Genomic DNA, 19278 nt, shown 5'->3' with positions numbered 1-19278 from the left:
CGGCACGCGCGAGCCACGGCCGAGGTCAAGGCCGGCACGCGTGAGCCCGCGGCGAAGGGAGGGTGCGACGTGGCGGGCGACCACAGGATGCCGCGCGCACGCGCCAGAAGCTGCCGCGCGCACGCGCAGGCAGTGCGAGCGGCAGCGAGCATTGGGGGTGTGGGGTGAGAATCCCCCACCGGCCGCGAGAGCGGCCAGCATCACAGCATGCCGTGTTGGACGATCCAGTCGAAGGAGGCGGTCTCTTCGTACGTGAACTCCAGGGCCACGATCAGGGTGAAGCGGCGGTCGATCTGGTACGGGGTGAAGCGGTGAACGGCGCACTCCATCCAGACGGGGATGCGCGACGCCGGGTTGGCCAGGACGGCGTGTTTGCCGCAGCGGTGCTCCATGGCCCGCAACGCTATCGACGGTGGCGCGATGGCATCAGCCTGCTGCCTGATACTCCAAATGGTGTACGAGAGGGTGCCTCCGCGCGGACGACGACCTGGCGAGCTGCCGCCCCTAGCGTTCGACGGCATGACGAAGACGAAGATGGTCGCCGCGTTCGCCGCGGTCACGTTCATCGCGGTGCTGAGCGGCAGCGGGGACCGGCTGACAGAAGGGTCGTTGCCGCTGGCGACCTGGCTGGCGGCGCTGGTCTGGGCGCAGGTGCGGTGGCCGCTCACCGGGCTGGTCGCCGGGATCTGCAGCGTCGTGGCGATGCGGCTCGCCGAGCTGACCACCGGCGGCTGGCTGTGGCCGGTGACGCTGCTGTACGTGTCGGTGGTCATCGGGCCGCGGCCGCGGCTGCGGCTGGTCGTGGGGATCGCGGCCGTGCACGCGGTGTGGGCGTTCAACCTGGAGTGGACGGTGCTGCAGCACAGCGCGAGCCGGGCGATCGCCGGGGTCGGTCCGGACGTGCTGTGGCTGACGGCGGCGCTCGCGGTGACCGTGGCGATCGGCAGCTGGCGGCAGTGGACCCAGGCCACGATCCAGCAGCAGCGGGCCGAGGCCGAGCAGCAACGGGCCGAGATCCAGCAGCAGCGAGCCGAGGCGAAGCAGCAACGCGCCGAAGCAGAGCGGCAGCAGGCCGAGATCGAGCGGCAACAGGCCGAAGCCGAGCGGCAGCGGGCCGAGATCCAGCAGCAGCGCGCCGAAGCCGAGCAGCAGCGGAGCGAGATCGAGCGGCAGCGGGCCGAAGCCGAGCGGCAGCGGGCTGAGGAGCGGCTGCGGGTCGCGCGGGAGGTGCATGACACGGTGGCGCACACCCTCGCGGTCGTCGGCGTGCACCTGAATGTCGCCGCCGATGCCCTCGACAGCGCGCCTGAGGAGGCGCGGGCGGCATTGCGGCTGGCGCAGGACGTGCGGCGCCGGGCGATGGGTGACCTGTCCTCGCTCGTCGGGGTGCTCCGCGAGGACCTGCGGCCGACCGCCGAGCCGCTCGACCTGGAGGCCCTCGTGGCGCAGGTACGGGCGGCCGGGCTCGACGCGCGGCTGCACGTCGACGGAGGCGGAGGCGCACACGGAGATGCACGCACACACGGAGACGCAGGCGCACACAGAGACGCAGGCGCACACAGAGACGGAGGCGGAGGCGCACGCGGAGACGCACGCACACACGGAGACGCAGGCGCACACAGAGACGGAGGCGGAGGCGCACACGGAGACGCACGCACACACGGAGACACAGGCGCACACAGAGACGGAGACGGGGGCGAAGACAGAGACGGGGGTGAAGTCCCGCTGCCCGTACGGCTCGCGGTCGGGCTCATCGTCCGGGAAGCGCTGACCAACACCGTCCGGCACGCTGCGGCCAGCACGGTCACCGTGGAGGTCCACTATGGACCGGCGACCAGGGTGACGGTCATCGACGACGGCAGGGGTTCCACGGCGCCGGCCGGGCACGGGCTGACCGGGATGCGGGAGCGGGTCGAGGCGCTCGGCGGCCGGCTCACCACGGACGGCGCCGGTGGCTTCACCGTACACGCGACAATCCCGTCATGACGGTGCACGTGTTGCTCGCCGACGACCAGGCCCTCGTCCGCGCCGGGTTCAGCAGCCTGCTGCGGCGGGCGCGGGACATCACGGTCGCCGGTGAGGCGTCCACCGGTGACGAGGCGGTCCGGCAGGCCCGGCGGCTGCGGCCCGACGTGGTGCTGATGGACATCCGGATGCCAGGACTGGACGGGATCGCGGCGACCGCGCAGATCGTCGCGGACCGGGACCTCGCCGGCACCAGGGTCGTCATCCTGACCACGTTCGAGACCGACGAGCACGTGTTCGCGGCGCTGCGGGCCGGTGCGAGCGGCTTCCTCACCAAGGAGGTCGAGCCCGACGAGCTGCGCCGTGCGGTGCGGGTGGTGGCGGCCGGCGAGGCGCTGCTGTCGCCGAGCGTGACCGCGCGGGTGATCGGCCAGTTCGCGCACCGGCCGGCCGGGCCGGCGGGCGACGGCGGCGGCCGGCTCGCCGTCCTGACCCCGCGGGAGGTCGAGGTGGTGCGCCTGGTCGCCGCCGGCCTGTCCAACGAGGAGGTCGCCCGGGAGCTGTTCATCAGCCCGCTGACCGCGAAGACCCACGTGACCCGCGCCATCGCGAAGGTGGGGGTACGGGACCGCGTCCAGCTGGTGATCCTCGCCTACACGTCGGGGCTGGTCAGCTGATCACGGCTTGTGCCGGTCGACGCCGAAGCCGTTGCACTGCCGGCCGCCGTTGATGCAGTGGCTGACGAGGGCGGCCTGGCGGGCGGCGTCCCAGCCGTTCATGTAGTCGTAGTGGAACGACGAGCCGTTGCCCGAGGAGTACGCGAGGCCGGACGTGTTGCCGCCGGGCAGCTTGTACGGCACCTTCATCTCGAACATCGGCAGCGGCACCGGGTTGCTCTTCGGGCAGACCCCGTTGACGGGCCACACCACGTGCGACTTGTGGTCGGCGCTGTCCAGGCTGCGGCCGTCCCAGCAGCTCGGGGCCTGCATCCGCACGATCAGCGACGACCCGGCGGGGCACGACGGCGGGATGGCCTTGCCGAGGTAGTCACCGCAGTTCCAGGTGCCGCTGAACTGCGCGGCGTCCTGCAGCTTCATGTCGCCGACGATGAGCCGGAAGCCGGCGGGGAACGGCTGCACGGTCCGGTAGTCCTTGACCCCGGACTTGTAGTAGACGGTGACCCGTTCCGGTTTCACGACGGCGCCGTTCTGGGTCAGGGTCGGGAACCAGTACGACGACGCGTCGAGGGTGTCCTCGCAGGAGGTCCGGCCCTTGAGCAGGGTCTGCGGGGTGGAGGTCGCGTTCGCGGCGGGGTTGCCGACGAACGTGTGGTTGTGCGCGGCGCCCGCGAGGCCGGGGAAGACGATCGGGTCGTCGCTGAGCCGGTGCGTCTCGGTGCAGTTGGCGGGGAACTCGCGGTACTGCGCCTGCGGCGGCTTGTCGGTGAACGTCTTGACCGGCGCGGCGGTCGCGGTCGGGACCGGGGCCGACGGCAAAGACCGGGAAGGCGGGGAAGGCGCGGCGCTGGAGGGCGCGGCCGACGACGGCGGAGGCGGCTGGGAGATCACCACCGGGCCCTGGTTCGGATCGCACGCGGCCAGCAGCAGGCCGGCTGCCAGCAGGAACCCAAGACGTCTGCGCACGGTTGCGGTGCCTTTCGAGATCGACGGTGCAACCCACCGCCGAACCTATGGCCGCCCGCGGCGAACGGTCATGAGTCGAAAGTCCCAGCGCGCCAGCGGACCACCGCCTCGATGCGGCTGCCGACCTGCAGCTTGCCGAAGGCGTTGTACAGGTGGTTCTTCACGGTCTTCTCGGTGAGCCCGAGCCGCTCGGCGATCGCCGCGTTGGACAGCCCGTCGCAGAGCAGGTCGAGCACGTCGCGCTCCCGGTCGGTGAGGCCGGCGCGGTCCCGGGCCTGCCGGCGTGTCCCCTGCTCGCGCAGCGCCGACGCGGCCACCGACGCGGCGACCGGCGACAGCCAGCCCTGCCCGGCGGCGACGGCGAGGACCGCGCGGTGCAGGTCCGGCGGGTCGAAGTGGCCGTGCACCAGGTACCCGCGGGCGCCGCCGCGCAGCATCGAGGCGATCACGCCGGGGCTCGCGTCGCTGGTGAGGGCGAGCACCGAGGTGTGCCGGGCGAGCTCGTCCACGATGGACAGCCCGTCGGCGATCGGCATGCGGTGGTCGAGCAGGGTCACGTCGGGCCGGTGCCGCAGCGCCAGGGTGAGCGCGTCCCGGCCGTTGCCGGCCTCCCCCACGACCCGCACGTCGTCGCTGAGCTCCAGCACGCCGCGCAGCGACTCCCGTACGACCGGGTTGTCGTCCACGACGAGCACGGTCACCGTCATCCCGGTACCTCCGCCGCGTCCGCCTCCATGGGGGTGACCGCCACGATCTCGGTGCCGCCGCCCGGCACCGACGACACCCGCAGGGAGCCGCCGACGGTGCGGGCCCGCTCCGCCATTCCGACGATGCCGAGGTGCCCGCCGGCCTGCAGCTCGGCCAGGTCGCGCGGGGTGAAGCCGCGGCCGTCGTCGCGGATGCGCAGCTCCAGCCGGCCGCGGGCGGCGCGGACCGTGACGTCGACGTGCCGGGCGCCGGCGTGGCGGGCCACGTTGTGCAGCGCCTCGGCGAGGATGCGGACCAGCTCGTAGCGCACCTCGACGCCGGGCTCGAGCGGTGCCGCGTCGACCCGGACCGGGATCCGCCAGCGGTCGGACCAGTCGTGCGCGGTGGCCCGTACGGTCTCGGCGAAGTCCAGGTCGAGCTGGTCGATGCGCAGCCCCTCCAGCAGCTGCCGGGCCTCCCGGGCGGCGGCCTCCGCGCCGCGGGACACGGTGCCGGCGAGCTGCTCGGCCAGGGCCGGGTGCCGGCGCAGCGACTGCGGCAGGGCCAGCGCGGCGAAGGACACGCCACGCAGCGTCTTGGCGACCGAGTCGTGCAGCTCCCGGGCGAGCCGGGCCCGCTCGGAGGCGGCCGCCGAGCGCTGCGCCGCGCCGACCACCTCGACGGCGAGGTCCAGGTGCCGTTGCAGGGCCGTGGTCGCGGCCGCCGCGCCGATCCCGGCGAGCACGCTGACCATCGGGAACGCGACGATGAACGCGGCCACGTCCGGCGGCGGGTCGTTGGCCCGCAGGACCGCACCCGCCGCGGCGAAGCCGAGCGCCGCCTGCGCCGCCCACAGCGGCAGCGCCCGCATGCCGAGCAGCGCGCCGCCGAGTGCGGCGGAGCCGGCGACGTAGCAGAAGAACGCCATCCCGCCGCGGCTGAGCACCAGCACCGCCACGGCGCCCCCGAGGTCCGCGGCGAGGGCCGGCCACGGGTGGCGGGTCACCGCGGGCCAGCGCGTCAGGACGCTCACTGCCGCGACGGTACCGGCGGCAACGACCGCCACGACGGTACCGGCGGCGACGACCGCCACGACGGCGAGGATGCGCCACCAGTCCTCGACGAGCAGCAGCCCCGCGGCCGCGGCGGTGGACGCGATCGCGGCCCGGCCGAGCAGCACCGCCCGGGCGATGGCGGCCGGGGCGGCGGCGGTGACGGCGAGCGGACCCATCAGCGCAGCTGCAGGTCGTCGACGAAGAAGCGGTACGCGTTGGGCAGCATGTCGGTCGCGACGACCAGGTCGATCCGGCGCACCGGCCGGCCACCTCCGCAGAACCGCGCTGACGGCACCGAAGGCGCCTCTGACCTGGCACAACGATTCGGATCGAGGCTGCGATGCGCACGTCAGCCGACCCGGGTGAGCGGCGGGGCCGGGATGGGGCCGAGGGCGCGGGCGTACGCGTCGGCGAGGGCGGACGCCTGCGCCTGCGGGGTGTGCCGGGCCGCGAACGCCTCCTGCAGCCGGGGGCGGCCGGGCCGGCCGGTGGTGAGGACCGTGCCGAGCTCGGCGGCGACCGCCTCCGCGGTGCTCAGGTCCGGGTCGAGGCCGAGGGAGTCCAGCGCGGGGATGCTGCGGGCGACCAGCGGCAGCCCGGCCACGGCCGCCTCCAGCAGCGGCAGGGGACAGCTCTCCCAGGCGGCGGTGTGCAGGTACACGTCGGCGGCGGCGAGATGGTTGCGCACCTCGGCGGGTGACCGCCAGCCGGTCACCCGGACCCCCGCGGCGCGCAGGGCGGCCTCGCCGCGCGGATCGCCGCCGCCGACCCAGGTCCAGGTCACGCCGCTGCCGGCGAGCCGGTCGTCGCGGGCGAGCAGGGCCTTGACCCGTAGGAGGAAGGCGGGGTCCTTCTGCGCGCAGACCCGGCCGACGGTGACGATCGAGCCGTCGTGGCGGCGGCGGTCGGGCCGGGCGGTGCGGGCCCGGGTGGTGTTGGGCACGACGACGGCGGGGATGCCCAGCTCCGCGGCGAGCTCCGCCTCGCGGGGGCTGACGCAGACGGCGAGGTCGGTGGAGGCGGCGACGGCCCGTTCGGCGGCCCGCAGCAGCCGCGTGACCGGCGCCGGCACGCCGGTGCGCTCGAAGCTGAAGCAGTGCGGCGTGAACAGGATCGCCGGTCCGGTCGCGGAGCGGGCGACCGCCGGGATCACCGTCCGGCCGACCAGGCCGGCCCAGGTGCCGTGCAGGTGCACGACGCGCGGCGCCACGGCGGGCAGCGTCTCGCGCAGCGCCCGGGCGAGGTGGACCCGGCCGCCGCCGGCGTCGCGGCTGCCGGCGAACAGGTCCTCGTGCCGGACCGGCACCTCGCTGCCGGGGCGCCGGCGGAACAGCAGATGGTGCTCGAACTGCGGGGTCGAGCGGACGAACTCGACGACCGCGCCGGCGGTGCCGCCGCCCATGGACCCGGTGACGTGCAGGATGCGCGGGATCTCACGCCGCATGTCTCGCCCCTCCGCTCGCAGGACCGGCGGCCGGACCACGCGCCGGACCACGCCGGACCACGCGTGGCCTGTCACCGGCACGTCGAACCACCTATACGGAACGTATCAGCGTAAACACCGTGTGTTCGTACACACCACGCAAATCACCCGGGCAGAACGCATGGGGATCCGGTGACACCGCGCATCTGCCCCTTGGCACCGCCGGGCCGCACCGTCGAGGCATGACACGAACACTGCACCGGCCCGCCGTGGCCGCCGGGGTCCTCATCGGCGTGCTCGGCCTCGCCGACCTCGGCCCATTCACCCCCGGCGGGCCCGTCACCTGGATCCTGCCGCTCGTCGCGCTCGGCTACCTCATCGCCGCCCACCTGCGCGGCACGCCCCGGCGCCGGCAGCTCGCCGGGCTGGCGGCGTTCACCGGCGTCGCGGCCGTCACGCTGCTGCTCGACCCGGCCGTCGGGCAGTTCGTCCTCGCCGCCGGCTGGGTCGGCCACGCCGCCTGGGACTGGGCGCACCGTGACGGTTCGGTCGTGCCGCGCTGGTACGTCGACTGCTGCCTGCCGCTGGACCTGCTCATCGCCGCCTCGCTGGTGGCCGCCGCCGTTAGCATCGGCTGATGTCGACGCGACCCGCAGACCAGCAGCTGCGCCAGGCCCGGCACGGCTGATGTCGACGCGACCCGCAGACCGGCGGCTGCGCCGGGCCCGGCACGTCGCGCTGGCCGCGCTCGCCACCGGCGCGGCCGGCGGCCTCCTCGCCCCTGGGTGGGTCGTGCTGCGCGAGGGTCACCAGGTGCCGCTCGGGCTCGCCGGGGTGCTGGCCTTCGCCGCCGGGCACGCCGCGGCGCTGCACGCGGCGCTCACCCCGTGGCTGCCGGAGGCGACGAGGATGCGGCGGCTGCTCTGGTACGTGACAGCCGCCGCCCTCTCCGTCGCGCTGGTCGGGGCCACGGCAGGCCCACGCGCCTGGGCATGGATCGGCGCCGCGGTCGTCGGCAGCGCGCCGCTGCTCGGCCACCGGGGTGCGGCCCTGCTCGCCGCCCTCGCCCCGCCGGCGGTCACCGCGGGCCTGGGCTGGTGGCAGCACGACGTGGCCGGGCCGGTGCTGCTCACCGCCGCCGTCGGCGCCGGGATCGCACTGGTCAACCGGCTGCAGCTGTGGTTCTGGGACCTGCTGCTCGACCTCGACCAGGGCCGGGCCGCCCAGGCGTCGCTGGCCGCCGCCGAGGAACGGCTGCGCTTCGCTCGCGACGTGCACGACCTGCTCGGCCACAGCCTGACCGTCATCGCGCTGAAGGCGGAGCTCGCTGCCCGGCTCGCCGCCGTCGACGCCGGCCGCGCCGCGCGGGAGGCCGCCGAGGTGCAGCGCCTCGCCGCCGGCGCCCTCACCGGCGTGCGCGACGCCGTGCACGGGTACCGCAGCGTCGACCTCGCCGGGCAGCTCGAGGACGTCCGCCGGCTGCTGGACTCCTGCGGCGTCCGCTGCACCGTCACGGCGCACGGTACTGTGCCGCCCGACCCGGCCGCCCAGTTCGCCGCGGTGCTGCGCGAGGCGGCCACCAACGTCCTGCGGCACAGCAGTGCGACCTGGTGCACGATCGACGTGGCCGCCGATGGGCCCGGCGCCACGCTCACCGTCACCAACGACGGCGCCAAGCCCGGGACCGCCGGCGGCCACGGGCTGCGCGGTCTGGCCGAACGCCTCGCCGAGGCCGGCGGCACCCTCACCCACCGGCTCGACGGCGACCGGTTCGAGCTGCGGGCCACCGCGTGATCCGGGTCGTGCTCGCCGACGACGAGGAGCTGATCCGGGCCGCCCTCGCCGCGCTCCTCGGCCTGGAGCCGGACCTCGACGTCGTCGCGCAGGCCGCCGACGGCCGGGCGGCGCTGGACGCGGCCCTCGCGCACCGGCCCGATGTCGCCGTCGTCGACCTGGAGATGCCGGCCCTCGACGGCCTGCAGGTCACCGCCGAGCTGACCCGGGCGCTGCCGGAGTGCGCGGTGGTGATCCTGACCGGCCGGGGCCGCCCCGCCCACCCGGCCCGGGCCCTCGCCGCCGGCGCGAAGGGCTTCCTGGTGAAGGGCGCCCCCGGCGGTGCCCTCGCCGACGTGATCCGCCGGGTGCACGGCGGCGGCCGGTACGTCGACCCGGCCCTCGCCGCCGACGCCCTCGCCGCCCCGCCGTGCCCGCTCACCCCACGCGAGCTGGAGGTGCTCCGGCTCGCCGAGCACGGCACCCCGACCGCGGTCATCGCTCGCCGGACGAACCTGTCCGCCGGTACGGTCCGCAACTACCTTGCCGCCGCCACCCAGAAGCTCGGCGTCGCCGACCGCGCCGAGGCGTACGCCCTCGCTCACCGCCACGGCTGGCTCTGACCCGCGGCTCCCACCCCCGGCGGCGGCCGGACCGGAGAGCGCTCTCCATCCGCGTCGTAAGTTCCGCTGAGATACGACCGGAATATCCGGCTTCGCACCGGCAGGATGTCGCCACGTATTGACGGACCGGCCACGCGGGCGCAACATTTGGGAGAGCGCTCTCCAAACGACGCTACCCGCCACTGGTTCCTCGCCGGCACCGGCGACGCGTGTGACCGCCGCACGTCGTCGCGCACCACCCACGGCCCGGCGACGGCGCCCGCCCACACCCCTGGGAGCTCCATGAGTACAAGACGGCTCAGAAGAATCCTGACCCCCATCGGGGTCACCACCGCGGTGGTCGCATCGATGGTCGTCGGCGCGATCCAGCTCACGGCCGCCGACGCCGCGGACGTCACCCTGCTCTCGCTCAACAAGCCGGCCCTCGCGTCCTCGCAGGAGCTCGGCGAGTCACCACCGGCCGGCGCGTTCGACAACAACCCCGGCACCCGCTGGGGCAGCCAGTGGAGCGACCCGCAGTGGCTGCGCGTCGACCTCGGCGCGACCGCGACCATCACCCAGGTCGTGCTGCAGTGGGAGAACGCGTACGGCAAGGCGTTCCAGATCCAGACCTCGCCCGACGGCAACGCCTGGACGAGCATCTACAGCACCACCACCGGCGCCGGCGGCACGCAGACGCTCAACGTCAACGGCACCGGCCGTTACGTGCGGATGTACGGCACGCAGCGCGGCACCGGCTACGGCTACTCGCTGTGGGAATTCAAGGTCTACGGCACGTCGACCGGCACGCCGCCGGCGACCAGCGGCCCCGGCTGGGTCATGGCCCCGAACCCGGTCACCGGCGTGACCCCGTCCACGGCGACCCCGCCGCCGACGAACCCGCCGACGACCCACCACGAGTTCCAGGCCAACTGCGCGGTGAGCCGCAGCAACCTGCCCGACGACCCGATCGTGTTCTTCGGGCTGCCGGGTGCGTCGCATTCGCACACGTTCATGGGCAACACCACCACCAACGCGAACACGACCCTGTCGTCGCTGCAGGCCGGTGGCACCGCCTGCATCACGCCCGGCGACAAGACCGCGTACTGGATGCCGACCCTGCTCAACAACGGCGTCGCCGTGCAGCCGATCGACCGCCAGGTCATCTACTACAAGAGCGGCGTGCTCGACTGGCGCAGCGTCCGGCCGATGCCGGCGGGCCTGCGGTACGTCGTGGGCAGCCCGTCCTCGACGCTCGAGCAGTTCCGGGACCACCCCGGCGCGGTCGAGGGCTTCGAGTGCGGTGACCTGACCCGGCAGTGGGACATCCCGGCCAACTGCGCCCCGGGCAGCCAGCTCAACGTCCGGTTCCAGGCCCCCAGCTGCTGGGACGGCCTGCACCTGGACTCCCCGGACCACAAGGCGCACATGGCCTACCCGGTCGTCGGGGTCTGCCCGTCGTCGCACCCGGTCGCCGTCAACATGATCGAGTTCAAGATGGCGTGGCCGGTCAGCGGCAACATGGCGAACGTGCAGTTCTCCAGCGGTCGCGGCTTCTCGTTCCACTACGACGTGTACAACGCGTGGGACCCGGCGACCCTGGCCGCGCTGACCACCCACTGCATCAACGGTGGCCTGCAGTGCAACCCGCGGGGCTACGACCAGTACAAGCCGGAGCGGGGCGCGGCGCTCAACGAGAACTACGTCCTGCCGTAACCGTCCGGTGAACGTCCCGGCGCCCCACCCGCACCCGGGTGGGGCGCCGACTCACGTCCAGGTCCGCGTCTATGTCGTGCGGCGCCGCGGGGCGTAGAGTCCCGGCCGTGGGGCAGCATGTCGACAGGGTGGTGGCGCCGGCCGCCCTCGGACGTGCGGTGCTGCTCGGCCGGGCGGCCGTCACGCTGACCGCCGGCACCGTCGGGCTGCGGCTGGTCCCCGACCTCCGCCCGCTGCTGGCCGCCCTCGCCCTCGTCGCCGTGACCACCGCGGCCGGGCTCGACCTGCTCGCCGAAGGGCTGTCCAACGCGGCGATCGCGCACCGCCTGCTGCTGACGGAGAAGACGGTGAAGAACCACCTGCACCACATCTTCACCAAGCTGGGCGTCAGCGGCCGCATGGAGGCGGTGCTGCTGTGGACCGGCCGCCGGTGACCGGCGACGCCACCGTGGACGGCGAGGGCCGGGTGTGGCCGCGCCGGCTCGGCTGGGCGGCGCTCGCGGTCGCGGTCGGGGCCACCGCGACGTTCGTGCCGCCGCTCGTGCTGCCGGGCGGCCGCGACCACCCGCCGGCCGCGACCGCCCCGACGCCCACGCCGGCTGCGGGGGTGGGCGGCAGCACCCCGGCGCCGGTCCCGACGTCGCCGGCCACCACGCCGTCGCGCTCGGCGGTGCCGTCCACCTCGTCCGCGAGACCCTCGGCGAGGCCGGGGTTCGACCCGATCAGCCTGCACGCGGCCGACGAGGCCAACCTGCGCAACGGTGCCCGGGTCATCGAGTGCCCGACCTGCGTCGGCGGCAGCCGGGTCGGCTACATCGGCGGGCCGAACACCCTGGCGATCCGGGTCGCGGACGTCCCGGCCGCCGGCGAGCGGACCCTGACCGTCACGTACGAGACGGCGGAGACCCGCACGCTGCTGGTCGCCGTCGGCGACGGGCCCGTCCAGGCGCTGACCCTCAGCGGCGCCGGCGACTGGCGCATCCCGGCGACGGTGTCGCTGCGGGTACACCTGCCGGCCGGCACCAGCTGGGTCAGGTTCTTCAACGACGCCGGGCCGGCCCCCGACGTCAACCGCATCGAGCTGCGCTGACGCCGGGGGCCGGCTCAGGTCAGAACGTGCCGGCGGTGTTGCACTTGGCTCGCTGCACGACGCAGTTCTTCACCCGCTTGCCGAGGACGGTGTTGTCCCAGGCGAGGAACGCGTCGCCGTGGAACGACGAGGCCATCCCCGACGACAGCGTGAACCCGTCGACGGAGCCCGGCGTCGGGTACGCGATGACGAACGACACCGACGGGATCGCCACCGGGAACGCGGCGGGGCAGGTGCCGTCGTTGGTGTAGGCGACGTGCCCCTTGTGGGTCGGGCTGTCCAGGTTGACGCCGTCCCAGCAGTCCTGGAAGACGAGCTGGAACAGCAGCGACGCGCCGGGCGCGCACCGGGGCCAGTTGCCGTCGGCGCTGCGGCCGACCTCGCCGCCGGGGCCAGCGCAGTAGAACTGGTTGACCGTCCCGGCCGGGGTCGGCGCCTGCAGCTTCGCGTCACCGGCGATCATCCGGAAGCCCTGCGGGAACGGCACCGTCTTGCTGGAGTCGGTGAGGCGGGAGCCGTAGTAGACGACCACGGCCTTCGGCTCGACGGGCTGGCCGTGCTCGTACAGCGTCGGCACCCAGTACGCGGAGAGGTCCGGCGCGGGCGCGCAGCTGGTGCCGGCGTTGGCCAGCAGCGTGTCGGCGGTGCTGTTCGCGTCGGTGCTGCGGTTGCCGATGAAGCTGTGCATGTGCGACGCGCCGGGCAGGCCGGGGAAGACGATCGGGTCGTCCTTGCGCGAGTGGCTGTACGTGCACGACGCGTTGAACTCCGGAACCCGCACCGCGTTCGCCGGCGCCGGGTCCATCGGCAGCGCGTCGAACGCGGCCAGCTGCGCGTTCCACTTCGCCTGGTCGACCCGCACCCAGCCGGTATCGGACGCGGGGGCGGACGGGGTACCGCTGCCGCCGCTGGTGAACGAGAACCAGTTGATGTTCACGAAGTCGGCGCCGCCACTGGCCCGCACGACCGCGAACACCGCCTGCGGGCCGGCCGTCGCGTGGGTGCCGGTCGCGGACAGCGTCGTCCACGCCTGCCACCCCCCGGTGGGCGTGATCGGGAACTGGGCGAGCAGCGGCCCGCTCACCGAGCCGGTGCGCAGCTCCACGGTGCCGCTGCCGGTGGCCGACGCGACCCGCGCCGCGGCGGTGACGCTGCCGGCGGGGCCGAGGTCGACGCCGTCGAACCGCATCCAGTCACCGTTGGCGAGGTACGCGACGTTCTGCCCGCCGCCGGTGTCGACGGTGGTCTCGACCTGGACGCCGGACTGCGCGGCGTACGCCTCGGCCTGCACGACGACGGTGGTCGCCGCGTCGGCCATGGTGACGGCGGTGACGGTGACACCGGCGAGCACGACGGCGAGGATGCCGGCCGCGCGCCTGAGTCTGGACATGATGCTCCTCCTGGCGGGGAAGGGGAACGATTGCGTTCCACGCTAGGAGCCGCCGCCGGTGGGCACCTGAGTCCAAAGGTTCATGCGGGAGGCCCAATTCCCGTCCACAGGCCGGTGGCGGTGCCGGCGTCGACGTGCCGCTCGTACGTGGCGACCTTCCCCGCGATCAGGCCGAGGCAGTCGTGCAGCTCGGCCAGCTGCCGCTCGATCCTGCCCCGGTGCTCGCGCAGCAGCTCCAGGCGCTCGGCCTCGTTGCCGGGGCCGGCCTTGACCAGGTCCGCGAACCGCCGGATCGACTGCAGCGGCATGCCGGTCGCGCGCAGCTTCGTGCACACCTCGAGCCAGTCGAGGTCGGCCTGGCCGTAGACCCGCCGGCCCGTCGCGGAGCGGCGGACCTCCGTGGTGAAGAGCCCTTCCCGTTCGTACATGCGCAACGTGTGGACGCTGAGTCCGGTGCGCTCGGCGACCTGGCCGATGCTCAGCGCCGTGTCAAGGGCCGTCATGGCTGGCAGGGTACCGCCGTTGACCTAGACCACGGTCTAGGAAATAGCGTCCGCGGCATGACCCATCCCACCGCCGACGACGTCCTGCGCGGCGTCGACCTGACCGGCCGGACCGCGATCGTCACCGGCGGCACCTCCGGCATCGGCCTGGAGACCGCGACCGCCCTCGCCCGGGCCGGCGCCCGCGTCATCGCCGGGGCGCGCAGTGTTTCTGGAGCCGTGTCCGGCGTTGAGGTGCGCCGGCTCGACCTCGCCGACCTCGACCAGGTCCGCGAGTTCGCCGCCGGCTTCGACACCGTCGACATCCTCATCGCCAACGCCGGCATCATGGCGTGCCCGCTCACCCGCGTCGGACCCGGGTGGGAGGCGCAGTTCGCGGTCAACCACCTCGGGCACTTCGCGCTCGTGCACCACCTGTGGCCGGCGCTGCTGCGGGGGCGGGCCGCCCGGGTCGTCGTGGTGTCCTCCAACGCCAAGCCCGACGCGCCGATCCGCTGGGACGACCCGCACTTCACCACCGGCTACGACAAGTGGGCCGCCTACGGGCAGTCGAAGGCCGCCAACGCCCTCTTCGCCGCGCAGCTGGACGTATTGGGTCAGGCCGCAGGGGTACGGGCAAGCTCCACCCATCCGGGAGCGATCCTGACGCCGTTGCAGCGCCACCTGACCCGGGAGGAGATGGTGGCGGCCGGCTGGATCGACGCGACGGGCCGGCCGGCGGACTACTTCAAGACCCCGGCACAGGGCGCGGCGACGCAGGTCTGGGCGGCGATCACACCTGAGGCGGCGGGCCGGCACTGCGACGACTGCGCCGTGACACCGTTCCGCCCGTCACCGCAGGACGCCGCGAGGCTGTGGGAGATGTCGGCGTCGATGACGGGCGTTTTTTGTCGTACCTGATGGTTAGGGTGGCGGCGTGAATCGGACGGACAGGTTGTATGCGCTGGTCGAGGAGCTGCGCGCGGTCGCCCCTCGGCCGCGCAGCGCCCGCTGGCTCGCCACCCGCTTCGAGGTCTCCACCCGCACCGTGGAGCGCGACATCAGCGCCCTGCAGCAGTCCGGCGTCCCGATCTGGGTCTCCCTCGGCCGCACCGGCGGCTATGCCCTCGACCGCTCCCGCACCCTCCCCCCGCTGAACATGACGCCGGCCGAGGCGGTCGCGGTCGCGGTGGCCCTGCACCGCCTCGCCGACACCCCGTTCCACGCCGCCGCCCGCACCGCCCTGCACAAGCTCCTCGCCGTCATGCCCGCCGCCGACGTCACCCGAGCTGAGGACCTCGCCGCCCGCATCCACCTCGTCCAGGGCACCGCTTCGGGCCGGTCCTCATACAGCGCCGGGTCGCCGGCTGCGGTGACCCCTCCTGGTGCGACTTCGTCCACCGCCACTGTCCCGGCTACCGCGACCGCGCCCGGTGCGGCCTCGGCCACCGCCGTTGTGTCCCCTGCCGCCGCCGACTCGGCTGTCGCGGTCTCTCCTGCTGGGGCTTCGTCTGCTGCCTCTCCCGCTGCCACCTCCGCCGTTGCCATCGCTCCTGTTGCGGCTTCATCCATGGCCGCGGCGGCTGCCTCTCGCACCGCTGTCTCGTCCACCGCCACCGCTCCCGCCGCCTCCCCTGTCACGGCCTCGACCGCCACGGCCTCGACCGCCAGGGTCTCGCCCGCGAAGGTCTCGCCCATCCTCGTCGAGGCTTTCACCACCGGCCGCGTCCTCGACATCGCCTATGCCGACCGCTTCGGCGTCACCACCCGCCGCCAGATCGAGCCAGCCGGCTACCTCGGTGGTCCCGCCGGCTGGTACCTGCTCGCCTGGTGCCGCCTGCGCGGCGACCTGCGCTCGTTCCGCATCGACCGCATCCACGAGGTGGTGGCGACGGCAGAGCTCGCCGCCCGCCGCCCGCTGCCGGACCGCGCCCTCGACATTCCGGGCCACCTGGTGAGGCGGGTCGCCATGGCCGCCTGACACTTCAAGCAGGCCGCCAGCATCTTGCTCGGCTTCCTCCGCTTTCCACGCCTTTGCCCGCGGCCTCCTTCTTCATCCGGCGTCACCGAAGTCACCGGCCACCTGGCGTCGCCGTCCTTGCGGCGTCGCCAGCGTCTCCGTTCGTCTGGCATCGTTCGCCCGGCATCGCCGGTCGTCCCGCGTTCCCGGCATCGCCGGTCATCTGGCATCGCCGTTTTTCGGCGTTCTCAGCGTCGCCGTTCGTCTGGCATCGCCGTTCGTCCAGCGTCGCCGACGGCGCCGTTTGTCCGGCGCCCCGGGCATCGCCGTTCGTCGGGATCGTTCGTCTGGCAGCGCCGTTCGTCCAGCGTCCCCGACGGCGCCGTTCGTCCAGCGGCCCCGGCATCGCCGTTCGTCTGGCAGCGCCGTTCGTCCAGCGTCCCCGACGGCGCCGTTTGTCCGGCGCCCCGGGCATCGCCGTTCGTCTGGGTCGTTCGTCTGGCAGCGCCGTTTGTCCAGCGGCCCCGGCATCGCCGTTCGTCTGGCGTTTCCGGCATCGTTGGTGTCGGCCCGCCGGCCGGTGACGGCGCGCTCATCGAGCGTGGCGGGGACGGGTTCCAGCCGATGTTCGTCGCGTTGCTCCATCGCGAGCAGCAACGCCCGTCACCGGGCCACGACGCCAACGACGACCACGGCGCCGGCGGGCGGCAGTTGGCTTGCTCGCCGCCCTCTTCGCCTTGTCCCGTCAGCGTGGACGTGGCCGCCGACGTCGTTGTGCTCGCCGGCCGCTGAGGGTGGCGAGCCAGCCGCACCACCATGCCGTCGAACGTACCTCCCGGGTACGACACTTTCGGCGGTGCCGGCGGCACGTCGGCTGAGGGCTGCTTCGGGAAGGAAGAAAGCGAATGGAAATGCCGACAGGACGGTGTCGGGGGACGGGCGGAGGGTGGGGGCACGCGGCCGGGGGTTGCCTGGCTGGATGGAATGAATGGAGTAGTGGCGACGATGAACGGCATCGGGTGGTTCCAGATCGGGGTCAGTGACGCGCAGGTGGCGCGCCGGTTCTACGGGGACCTGTTCGGGTGGACGTTCGGCGAGGATCCGGCGTACCAGATGATCACGACACCGGACGAGCGGTCGGTCAAGGGTGGGCTCGCTGTCGGGCAGCCGGGGCACGCGGTGTTCTGTGTGGTGGTCGAGGACGTGCCGGGGGTGTGCGGGAAGGCGGAGGCGGCCGGGGGCAAGGTGCTCGTGCCGCCGACGACGACCGAGGACGGGCTGGTGTTCGCGAACATCACCGACCCCGAGGGCAACCACTTCGGGATCTTCCAGCCGCGGGCATGACAGGCGGGCGTGACCGGCGGGCGTGACCGGCGGGCGTGACGTGCCGCGGGCGTGACAGGCGGCGGGGTCTGGTAGATCTACCGGATGCTCCTGACCTCGGATGCGCGGGCCCTCGAAGCGGCGCGGCGGCCCGCGTGGTTCCGGTTCGTGCCGGGCGTGGTCCTACTGGTCGCGGCGGCGGTGCTCGGTGGACTGCACGCGACGTTCGACGTGGTGCCGGTGTGCACGGACGCTGAGCCGTGCGGGCCGGCGCCGTTCGGGGCGGTGGCGGTGGGGCTGGCGTTCGCGGCGCCGTTCGCGGCGCTCGCCTCGACGCGGGTCGCGGCGGGGCTGGCCTGCGGGTTCCTGGCGACCGACATCGTGGGGCAGCTGACCGCACCGCAGCCGCAGGAGCAGGCCGCCTGGTTGTGGCTGCTCGACGCCGGGTACGCCGCGCTCGCCCTGGTCATCGCCGTCGCCGCCGGGACGCGGCGGGCCGGGACATGGCAGGTCGGGACGCGGCGGGTCGGGCGGGTCGAGGCGGCGTGGGCGGCCCGGGCGGAGCACCGTACGCCGCCGTCGGCCGGGCCGGGGCCAAGGCGGCACGGGTTCGGGTGGCGGCTCGCCGCGGTGGCACTCTTCGTGGTCGCGGCCGGGATCGCCGCGGCGGCCCTCGCAGCGCAGGCCGGCGCGCAGGCGCAGCAGGACTCGGCGCGGCGGGTCGCGGGTGAGGTGACCGGGCACCCGGACGAGTTCACCGTGCAGGTGCGCCTCGTGACCGGCGACGTGACCCGGATCGACGTGATCGACGCGCGGTCCCACCCGCTCGGCGCCCGCCGCACCGTCCTGGTCGACGACGACGGGCTGCGGCAGCTGGCCGCCGAGCCGTACGACGCGACCGGCTGGCTCGCCCTCGCCGTCATCGCCGCCGGGGTGGGGATGGCGCTGCTGACCCCGGCGCGGGAGCCGGGCGCCGCCCTGCGCGCGTTGTTCACCCGGGAGCAGCCGGCGGCACGGGTGTACGCCCGCACAGCGCCCGGCCGGGTCGCCGTCTACGCCGCCGACGCCCGCCCTGGCGAGCCAGCGATCCTGGAACTGGAACTGGAACTGGAGACGGAAACGGAGACCGAGACCGAAGCGCACGAATACGACGAAGACGAAGACGAAGTCACCATGACGGCCGTCCGCCCCGCTGTCCTGTACGGCATCCCCGCCCCTGGACACTGGTGCGCGGTCGAGGTCGGCGGCCGGGTCCTCGTGCCCCGGCGCCCGGCCCGCGTCCCCGTGCTGGCCCCCGCGTTCACCACCCCGCCGCCCGACGGCGCGCCGATCGAGGTGGTCCCCCTCGACGTCGCCACGCCGCGGCCCGAGGCGCTGCCGCTGCGGCCCGAGGAGGTCGCCGCGCTGCGCCCCGAGGACCGCGACACCGACCCCGACCTGATCCGGACCCACCGGCGCGGCCCGCTCACCCTGTACGGCTTCGTCCTCGTCGCGCCGCTGTCGCTGTGGGGGACGCGGCAGTGGCTGCCGGACTGGCCGGTCCCGGTGTGGGTGACGGTGGCCGCCGCGGCCGTGGCGCTGTCCTGTTACGGCGGCTGGCGGGTGTACCTGCGCCCGGCGCTGAGCTGGAACGGCGCCGGCATCAGCGCCGTCGGCGTGGCCGGAGCGGGACTGCTCACGTGGAACGGCGTCGACGCGGTCGAGCTGGACAGCGACGGTTCCGTCCTCGTCCGGACCGGCGACGGCGGGTTCCTGTTCACCGCGCACCAGGGCGGGCCCCTGGCCCGGCTGCTGCACCACGGCGAACGCAGCGGCACGCAGCTCGTGGCGGCCCTGCGGCTGGCGCAACGGCGGGCCCGGGAGCGAGAGGAGGCCGGCGAGCGCGACGTCACGACGCTGCCCCCGCCGCCGGCGCCGTCGCGGGCACCCGTGGTGCTGTGGTGTCTCGGTCTCGCCGAGGTCATCGCGTACGCCTGGCTGCTGTCCTCGATGTGACCCACCCGACGCTGCCGTCTCGATGTGAACCAGCCGGCGCTGCCGTCTCGATGCAACCCAGCCGGCATTGCTGTCGTCGATGTGACCCAGCTGGCACTGTCCGAAAGCCGGGCGTTCGGTTAGACCGGATTCGCGAATTCCGACAGGCCGGCCGCAGGTCACGACTGTGTATCA

At 74.0% G+C, this 19278-nt stretch carries 19 protein-coding genes; 12 read left to right on the top strand and 7 right to left on the bottom strand.

Features of this window, described 5'->3' with window-relative positions:
* Nucleotides 1-200 precede the first annotated feature (200 nt).
* Entirely contained in the window at nt 201-392 is a 192-nt protein-coding gene (locus AB0H83_RS06330) for a hypothetical protein (RefSeq protein WP_360087760.1), read from the bottom strand.
* A 127-nt stretch (nt 393-519) separates the two neighbouring features.
* Here AB0H83_RS06330 and AB0H83_RS06325 point away from each other — a divergent pair, with 127 nt between their 5' ends.
* Both AB0H83_RS06325 and AB0H83_RS06320 read left to right on the top strand, forming a co-directional pair.
* Nucleotides 520-1986 carry a histidine kinase gene (locus AB0H83_RS06325; protein WP_360087757.1) on the top strand — a complete coding sequence of 489 codons (1467 nt, stop codon included), beginning with the start codon at nt 520-522 and terminating at the stop codon, nt 1984-1986.
* Nucleotides 1983-2642, top strand: a complete 660-nt coding sequence (locus tag AB0H83_RS06320) for a response regulator transcription factor (protein ID WP_360087754.1) — start codon at nt 1983-1985, stop codon at nt 2640-2642. The genes AB0H83_RS06325 and AB0H83_RS06320 overlap by 4 nt, the downstream gene beginning before the upstream one ends.
* Here the strand turns inward: AB0H83_RS06320 and AB0H83_RS06315 are convergent, their stop codons facing one another.
* The 4 genes from AB0H83_RS06315 to AB0H83_RS06300 all read right to left on the bottom strand — a co-directional run bounded on the left by AB0H83_RS06315 (nt 2643) and on the right by AB0H83_RS06300 (nt 6794).
* Complete coding sequence (locus tag AB0H83_RS06315; RefSeq protein ID WP_360087751.1) at nt 2643-3608, bottom strand: DUF1996 domain-containing protein; 966 nt, start codon at nt 3606-3608, stop codon at nt 2643-2645. It lies immediately after the preceding gene.
* A gap of 68 nt (nt 3609-3676) precedes the next feature.
* Entirely contained in the window at nt 3677-4315 is a 639-nt protein-coding gene (locus tag AB0H83_RS06310; RefSeq protein ID WP_360087748.1) for a response regulator transcription factor, read from the bottom strand.
* Nucleotides 4312-5526, bottom strand: coding sequence for an ATP-binding protein (locus AB0H83_RS06305; protein WP_360087745.1), 1215 nt, complete (start codon nt 5524-5526; stop codon nt 4312-4314). The genes AB0H83_RS06310 and AB0H83_RS06305 overlap by 4 nt, the downstream gene beginning before the upstream one ends.
* 173 nt (nt 5527-5699) lie before the next feature.
* Nucleotides 5700-6794 (bottom strand): glycosyltransferase family 4 protein, encoded by a 1095-nt coding sequence (locus AB0H83_RS06300; protein ID WP_360087742.1) that lies wholly within the window; start codon nt 6792-6794, stop codon nt 5700-5702.
* A 221-nt stretch (nt 6795-7015) separates the two neighbouring features.
* On the opposite strand from AB0H83_RS06300, the gene AB0H83_RS06295 reads away from it, so the two are divergent.
* The 6 genes from AB0H83_RS06295 to AB0H83_RS06270 all read left to right on the top strand — a co-directional run bounded on the left by AB0H83_RS06295 (nt 7016) and on the right by AB0H83_RS06270 (nt 11954).
* On the top strand, nt 7016-7411 hold the full coding sequence (locus tag AB0H83_RS06295) for a hypothetical protein (protein ID WP_360087739.1): 396 nt from the start codon (nt 7016-7018) through the stop codon (nt 7409-7411).
* A gap of 49 nt (nt 7412-7460) precedes the next feature.
* Nucleotides 7461-8567, top strand: coding sequence for a histidine kinase (locus AB0H83_RS06290; RefSeq protein WP_360087736.1), 1107 nt, complete (start codon nt 7461-7463; stop codon nt 8565-8567).
* Nucleotides 8564-9169 (top strand): response regulator transcription factor, encoded by a 606-nt coding sequence (locus tag AB0H83_RS06285; protein WP_360087733.1) that lies wholly within the window; start codon nt 8564-8566, stop codon nt 9167-9169. Before AB0H83_RS06290 ends, AB0H83_RS06285 begins: the two co-directional genes overlap by 4 nt.
* Nucleotides 9170-9451: 282 nt before the next feature.
* Nucleotides 9452-10864 (top strand): DUF1996 domain-containing protein, encoded by a 1413-nt coding sequence (locus tag AB0H83_RS06280; protein WP_360087730.1) that lies wholly within the window; start codon nt 9452-9454, stop codon nt 10862-10864.
* Nucleotides 10865-10971: 107 nt separating this feature from the next.
* Entirely contained in the window at nt 10972-11298 is a 327-nt protein-coding gene (locus tag AB0H83_RS06275; protein WP_360087727.1) for a LuxR C-terminal-related transcriptional regulator, read from the top strand.
* Complete coding sequence (locus tag AB0H83_RS06270) at nt 11280-11954, top strand: hypothetical protein (protein WP_360087724.1); 675 nt, start codon at nt 11280-11282, stop codon at nt 11952-11954. Before AB0H83_RS06275 ends, AB0H83_RS06270 begins: the two co-directional genes overlap by 19 nt.
* Nucleotides 11955-11973: 19 nt before the next feature.
* Here AB0H83_RS06270 and AB0H83_RS06265 read toward each other — a convergent pair whose 3' ends face one another.
* Both AB0H83_RS06265 and AB0H83_RS06260 read right to left on the bottom strand, forming a co-directional pair.
* Nucleotides 11974-13344: a DUF1996 domain-containing protein gene (locus tag AB0H83_RS06265; protein WP_360087721.1), complete on the bottom strand. Its 1371-nt coding sequence runs from the start codon at nt 13342-13344 to the stop codon at nt 11974-11976.
* A gap of 80 nt (nt 13345-13424) precedes the next feature.
* The gene (locus tag AB0H83_RS06260) at nt 13425-13847 is read right to left on the bottom strand and encodes a MerR family transcriptional regulator (protein ID WP_360087718.1); all 423 of its coding nucleotides are present in this window, start codon (nt 13845-13847) and stop codon (nt 13425-13427) included.
* A gap of 57 nt (nt 13848-13904) precedes the next feature.
* Between AB0H83_RS06260 and AB0H83_RS06255 the strand changes: the two genes are divergently transcribed.
* The 4 genes from AB0H83_RS06255 (at nt 13905) to AB0H83_RS06240 (ending at nt 19104) form a co-directional block, all read left to right on the top strand.
* Nucleotides 13905-14747 carry an SDR family NAD(P)-dependent oxidoreductase gene (locus AB0H83_RS06255; protein ID WP_360087715.1) on the top strand — a complete coding sequence of 281 codons (843 nt, stop codon included), beginning with the start codon at nt 13905-13907 and terminating at the stop codon, nt 14745-14747.
* Nucleotides 14748-14763: 16 nt separating this feature from the next.
* Complete coding sequence (locus tag AB0H83_RS06250; RefSeq protein WP_360087712.1) at nt 14764-15807, top strand: WYL domain-containing protein; 1044 nt, start codon at nt 14764-14766, stop codon at nt 15805-15807.
* Between the two features lie 984 nt (nt 15808-16791).
* On the top strand, nt 16792-17130 hold the full coding sequence (locus tag AB0H83_RS06245) for a VOC family protein (protein ID WP_360087709.1): 339 nt from the start codon (nt 16792-16794) through the stop codon (nt 17128-17130).
* Nucleotides 17131-17214: 84 nt separating this feature from the next.
* The gene (locus AB0H83_RS06240; RefSeq protein ID WP_360087706.1) at nt 17215-19104 is read left to right on the top strand and encodes a hypothetical protein; all 1890 of its coding nucleotides are present in this window, start codon (nt 17215-17217) and stop codon (nt 19102-19104) included.
* Nucleotides 19105-19278 lie beyond the last annotated feature (174 nt).

The organism is Dactylosporangium sp. NPDC050688, assembly GCF_040654515.1.
GTDB lineage: Bacteria > Actinomycetota > Actinomycetes > Mycobacteriales > Micromonosporaceae > Dactylosporangium.
Note: the sequence above shows the minus strand (reverse complement) of the source record. Positions and strands in the feature narration are given on the sequence as shown.

What these genes read in the sequence shown, in the direction of transcription:
- AB0H83_RS06280 (WP_360087730.1), top strand. Translation starts at nt 9,452, where the DNA reads ATGAGTACAAGACGGCTCAGAAGAATCCTGACCCCCATCGGGGTCACC.
- AB0H83_RS06295 (WP_360087739.1), top strand. Translation starts at nt 7,016, where the DNA reads ATGACACGAACACTGCACCGGCCCGCCGTGGCCGCCGGGGTCCTCATC.
- AB0H83_RS06265 (WP_360087721.1), bottom strand. Translation starts at nt 13,344, where the DNA reads ATGTCCAGACTCAGGCGCGCGGCCGGCATCCTCGCCGTCGTGCTCGCC.
- AB0H83_RS06310 (WP_360087748.1), bottom strand. Translation starts at nt 4,315, where the DNA reads ATGACGGTGACCGTGCTCGTCGTGGACGACAACCCGGTCGTACGGGAG.
- AB0H83_RS06255 (WP_360087715.1), top strand. Translation starts at nt 13,905, where the DNA reads ATGACCCATCCCACCGCCGACGACGTCCTGCGCGGCGTCGACCTGACC.
- AB0H83_RS06320 (WP_360087754.1), top strand. Translation starts at nt 1,983, where the DNA reads ATGACGGTGCACGTGTTGCTCGCCGACGACCAGGCCCTCGTCCGCGCC.
- AB0H83_RS06305 (WP_360087745.1), bottom strand. Translation starts at nt 5,526, where the DNA reads ATGGGTCCGCTCGCCGTCACCGCCGCCGCCCCGGCCGCCATCGCCCGG.
- AB0H83_RS06260 (WP_360087718.1), bottom strand. Translation starts at nt 13,847, where the DNA reads ATGACGGCCCTTGACACGGCGCTGAGCATCGGCCAGGTCGCCGAGCGC.
- AB0H83_RS06330 (WP_360087760.1), bottom strand. Translation starts at nt 392, where the DNA reads ATGGAGCACCGCTGCGGCAAACACGCCGTCCTGGCCAACCCGGCGTCG.
- AB0H83_RS06300 (WP_360087742.1), bottom strand. Translation starts at nt 6,794, where the DNA reads ATGCGGCGTGAGATCCCGCGCATCCTGCACGTCACCGGGTCCATGGGC.
- AB0H83_RS06245 (WP_360087709.1), top strand. Translation starts at nt 16,792, where the DNA reads ATGAACGGCATCGGGTGGTTCCAGATCGGGGTCAGTGACGCGCAGGTG.
- AB0H83_RS06240 (WP_360087706.1), top strand. Translation starts at nt 17,215, where the DNA reads ATGCTCCTGACCTCGGATGCGCGGGCCCTCGAAGCGGCGCGGCGGCCC.
- AB0H83_RS06325 (WP_360087757.1), top strand. Translation starts at nt 520, where the DNA reads ATGACGAAGACGAAGATGGTCGCCGCGTTCGCCGCGGTCACGTTCATC.
- AB0H83_RS06290 (WP_360087736.1), top strand. Translation starts at nt 7,461, where the DNA reads ATGTCGACGCGACCCGCAGACCGGCGGCTGCGCCGGGCCCGGCACGTC.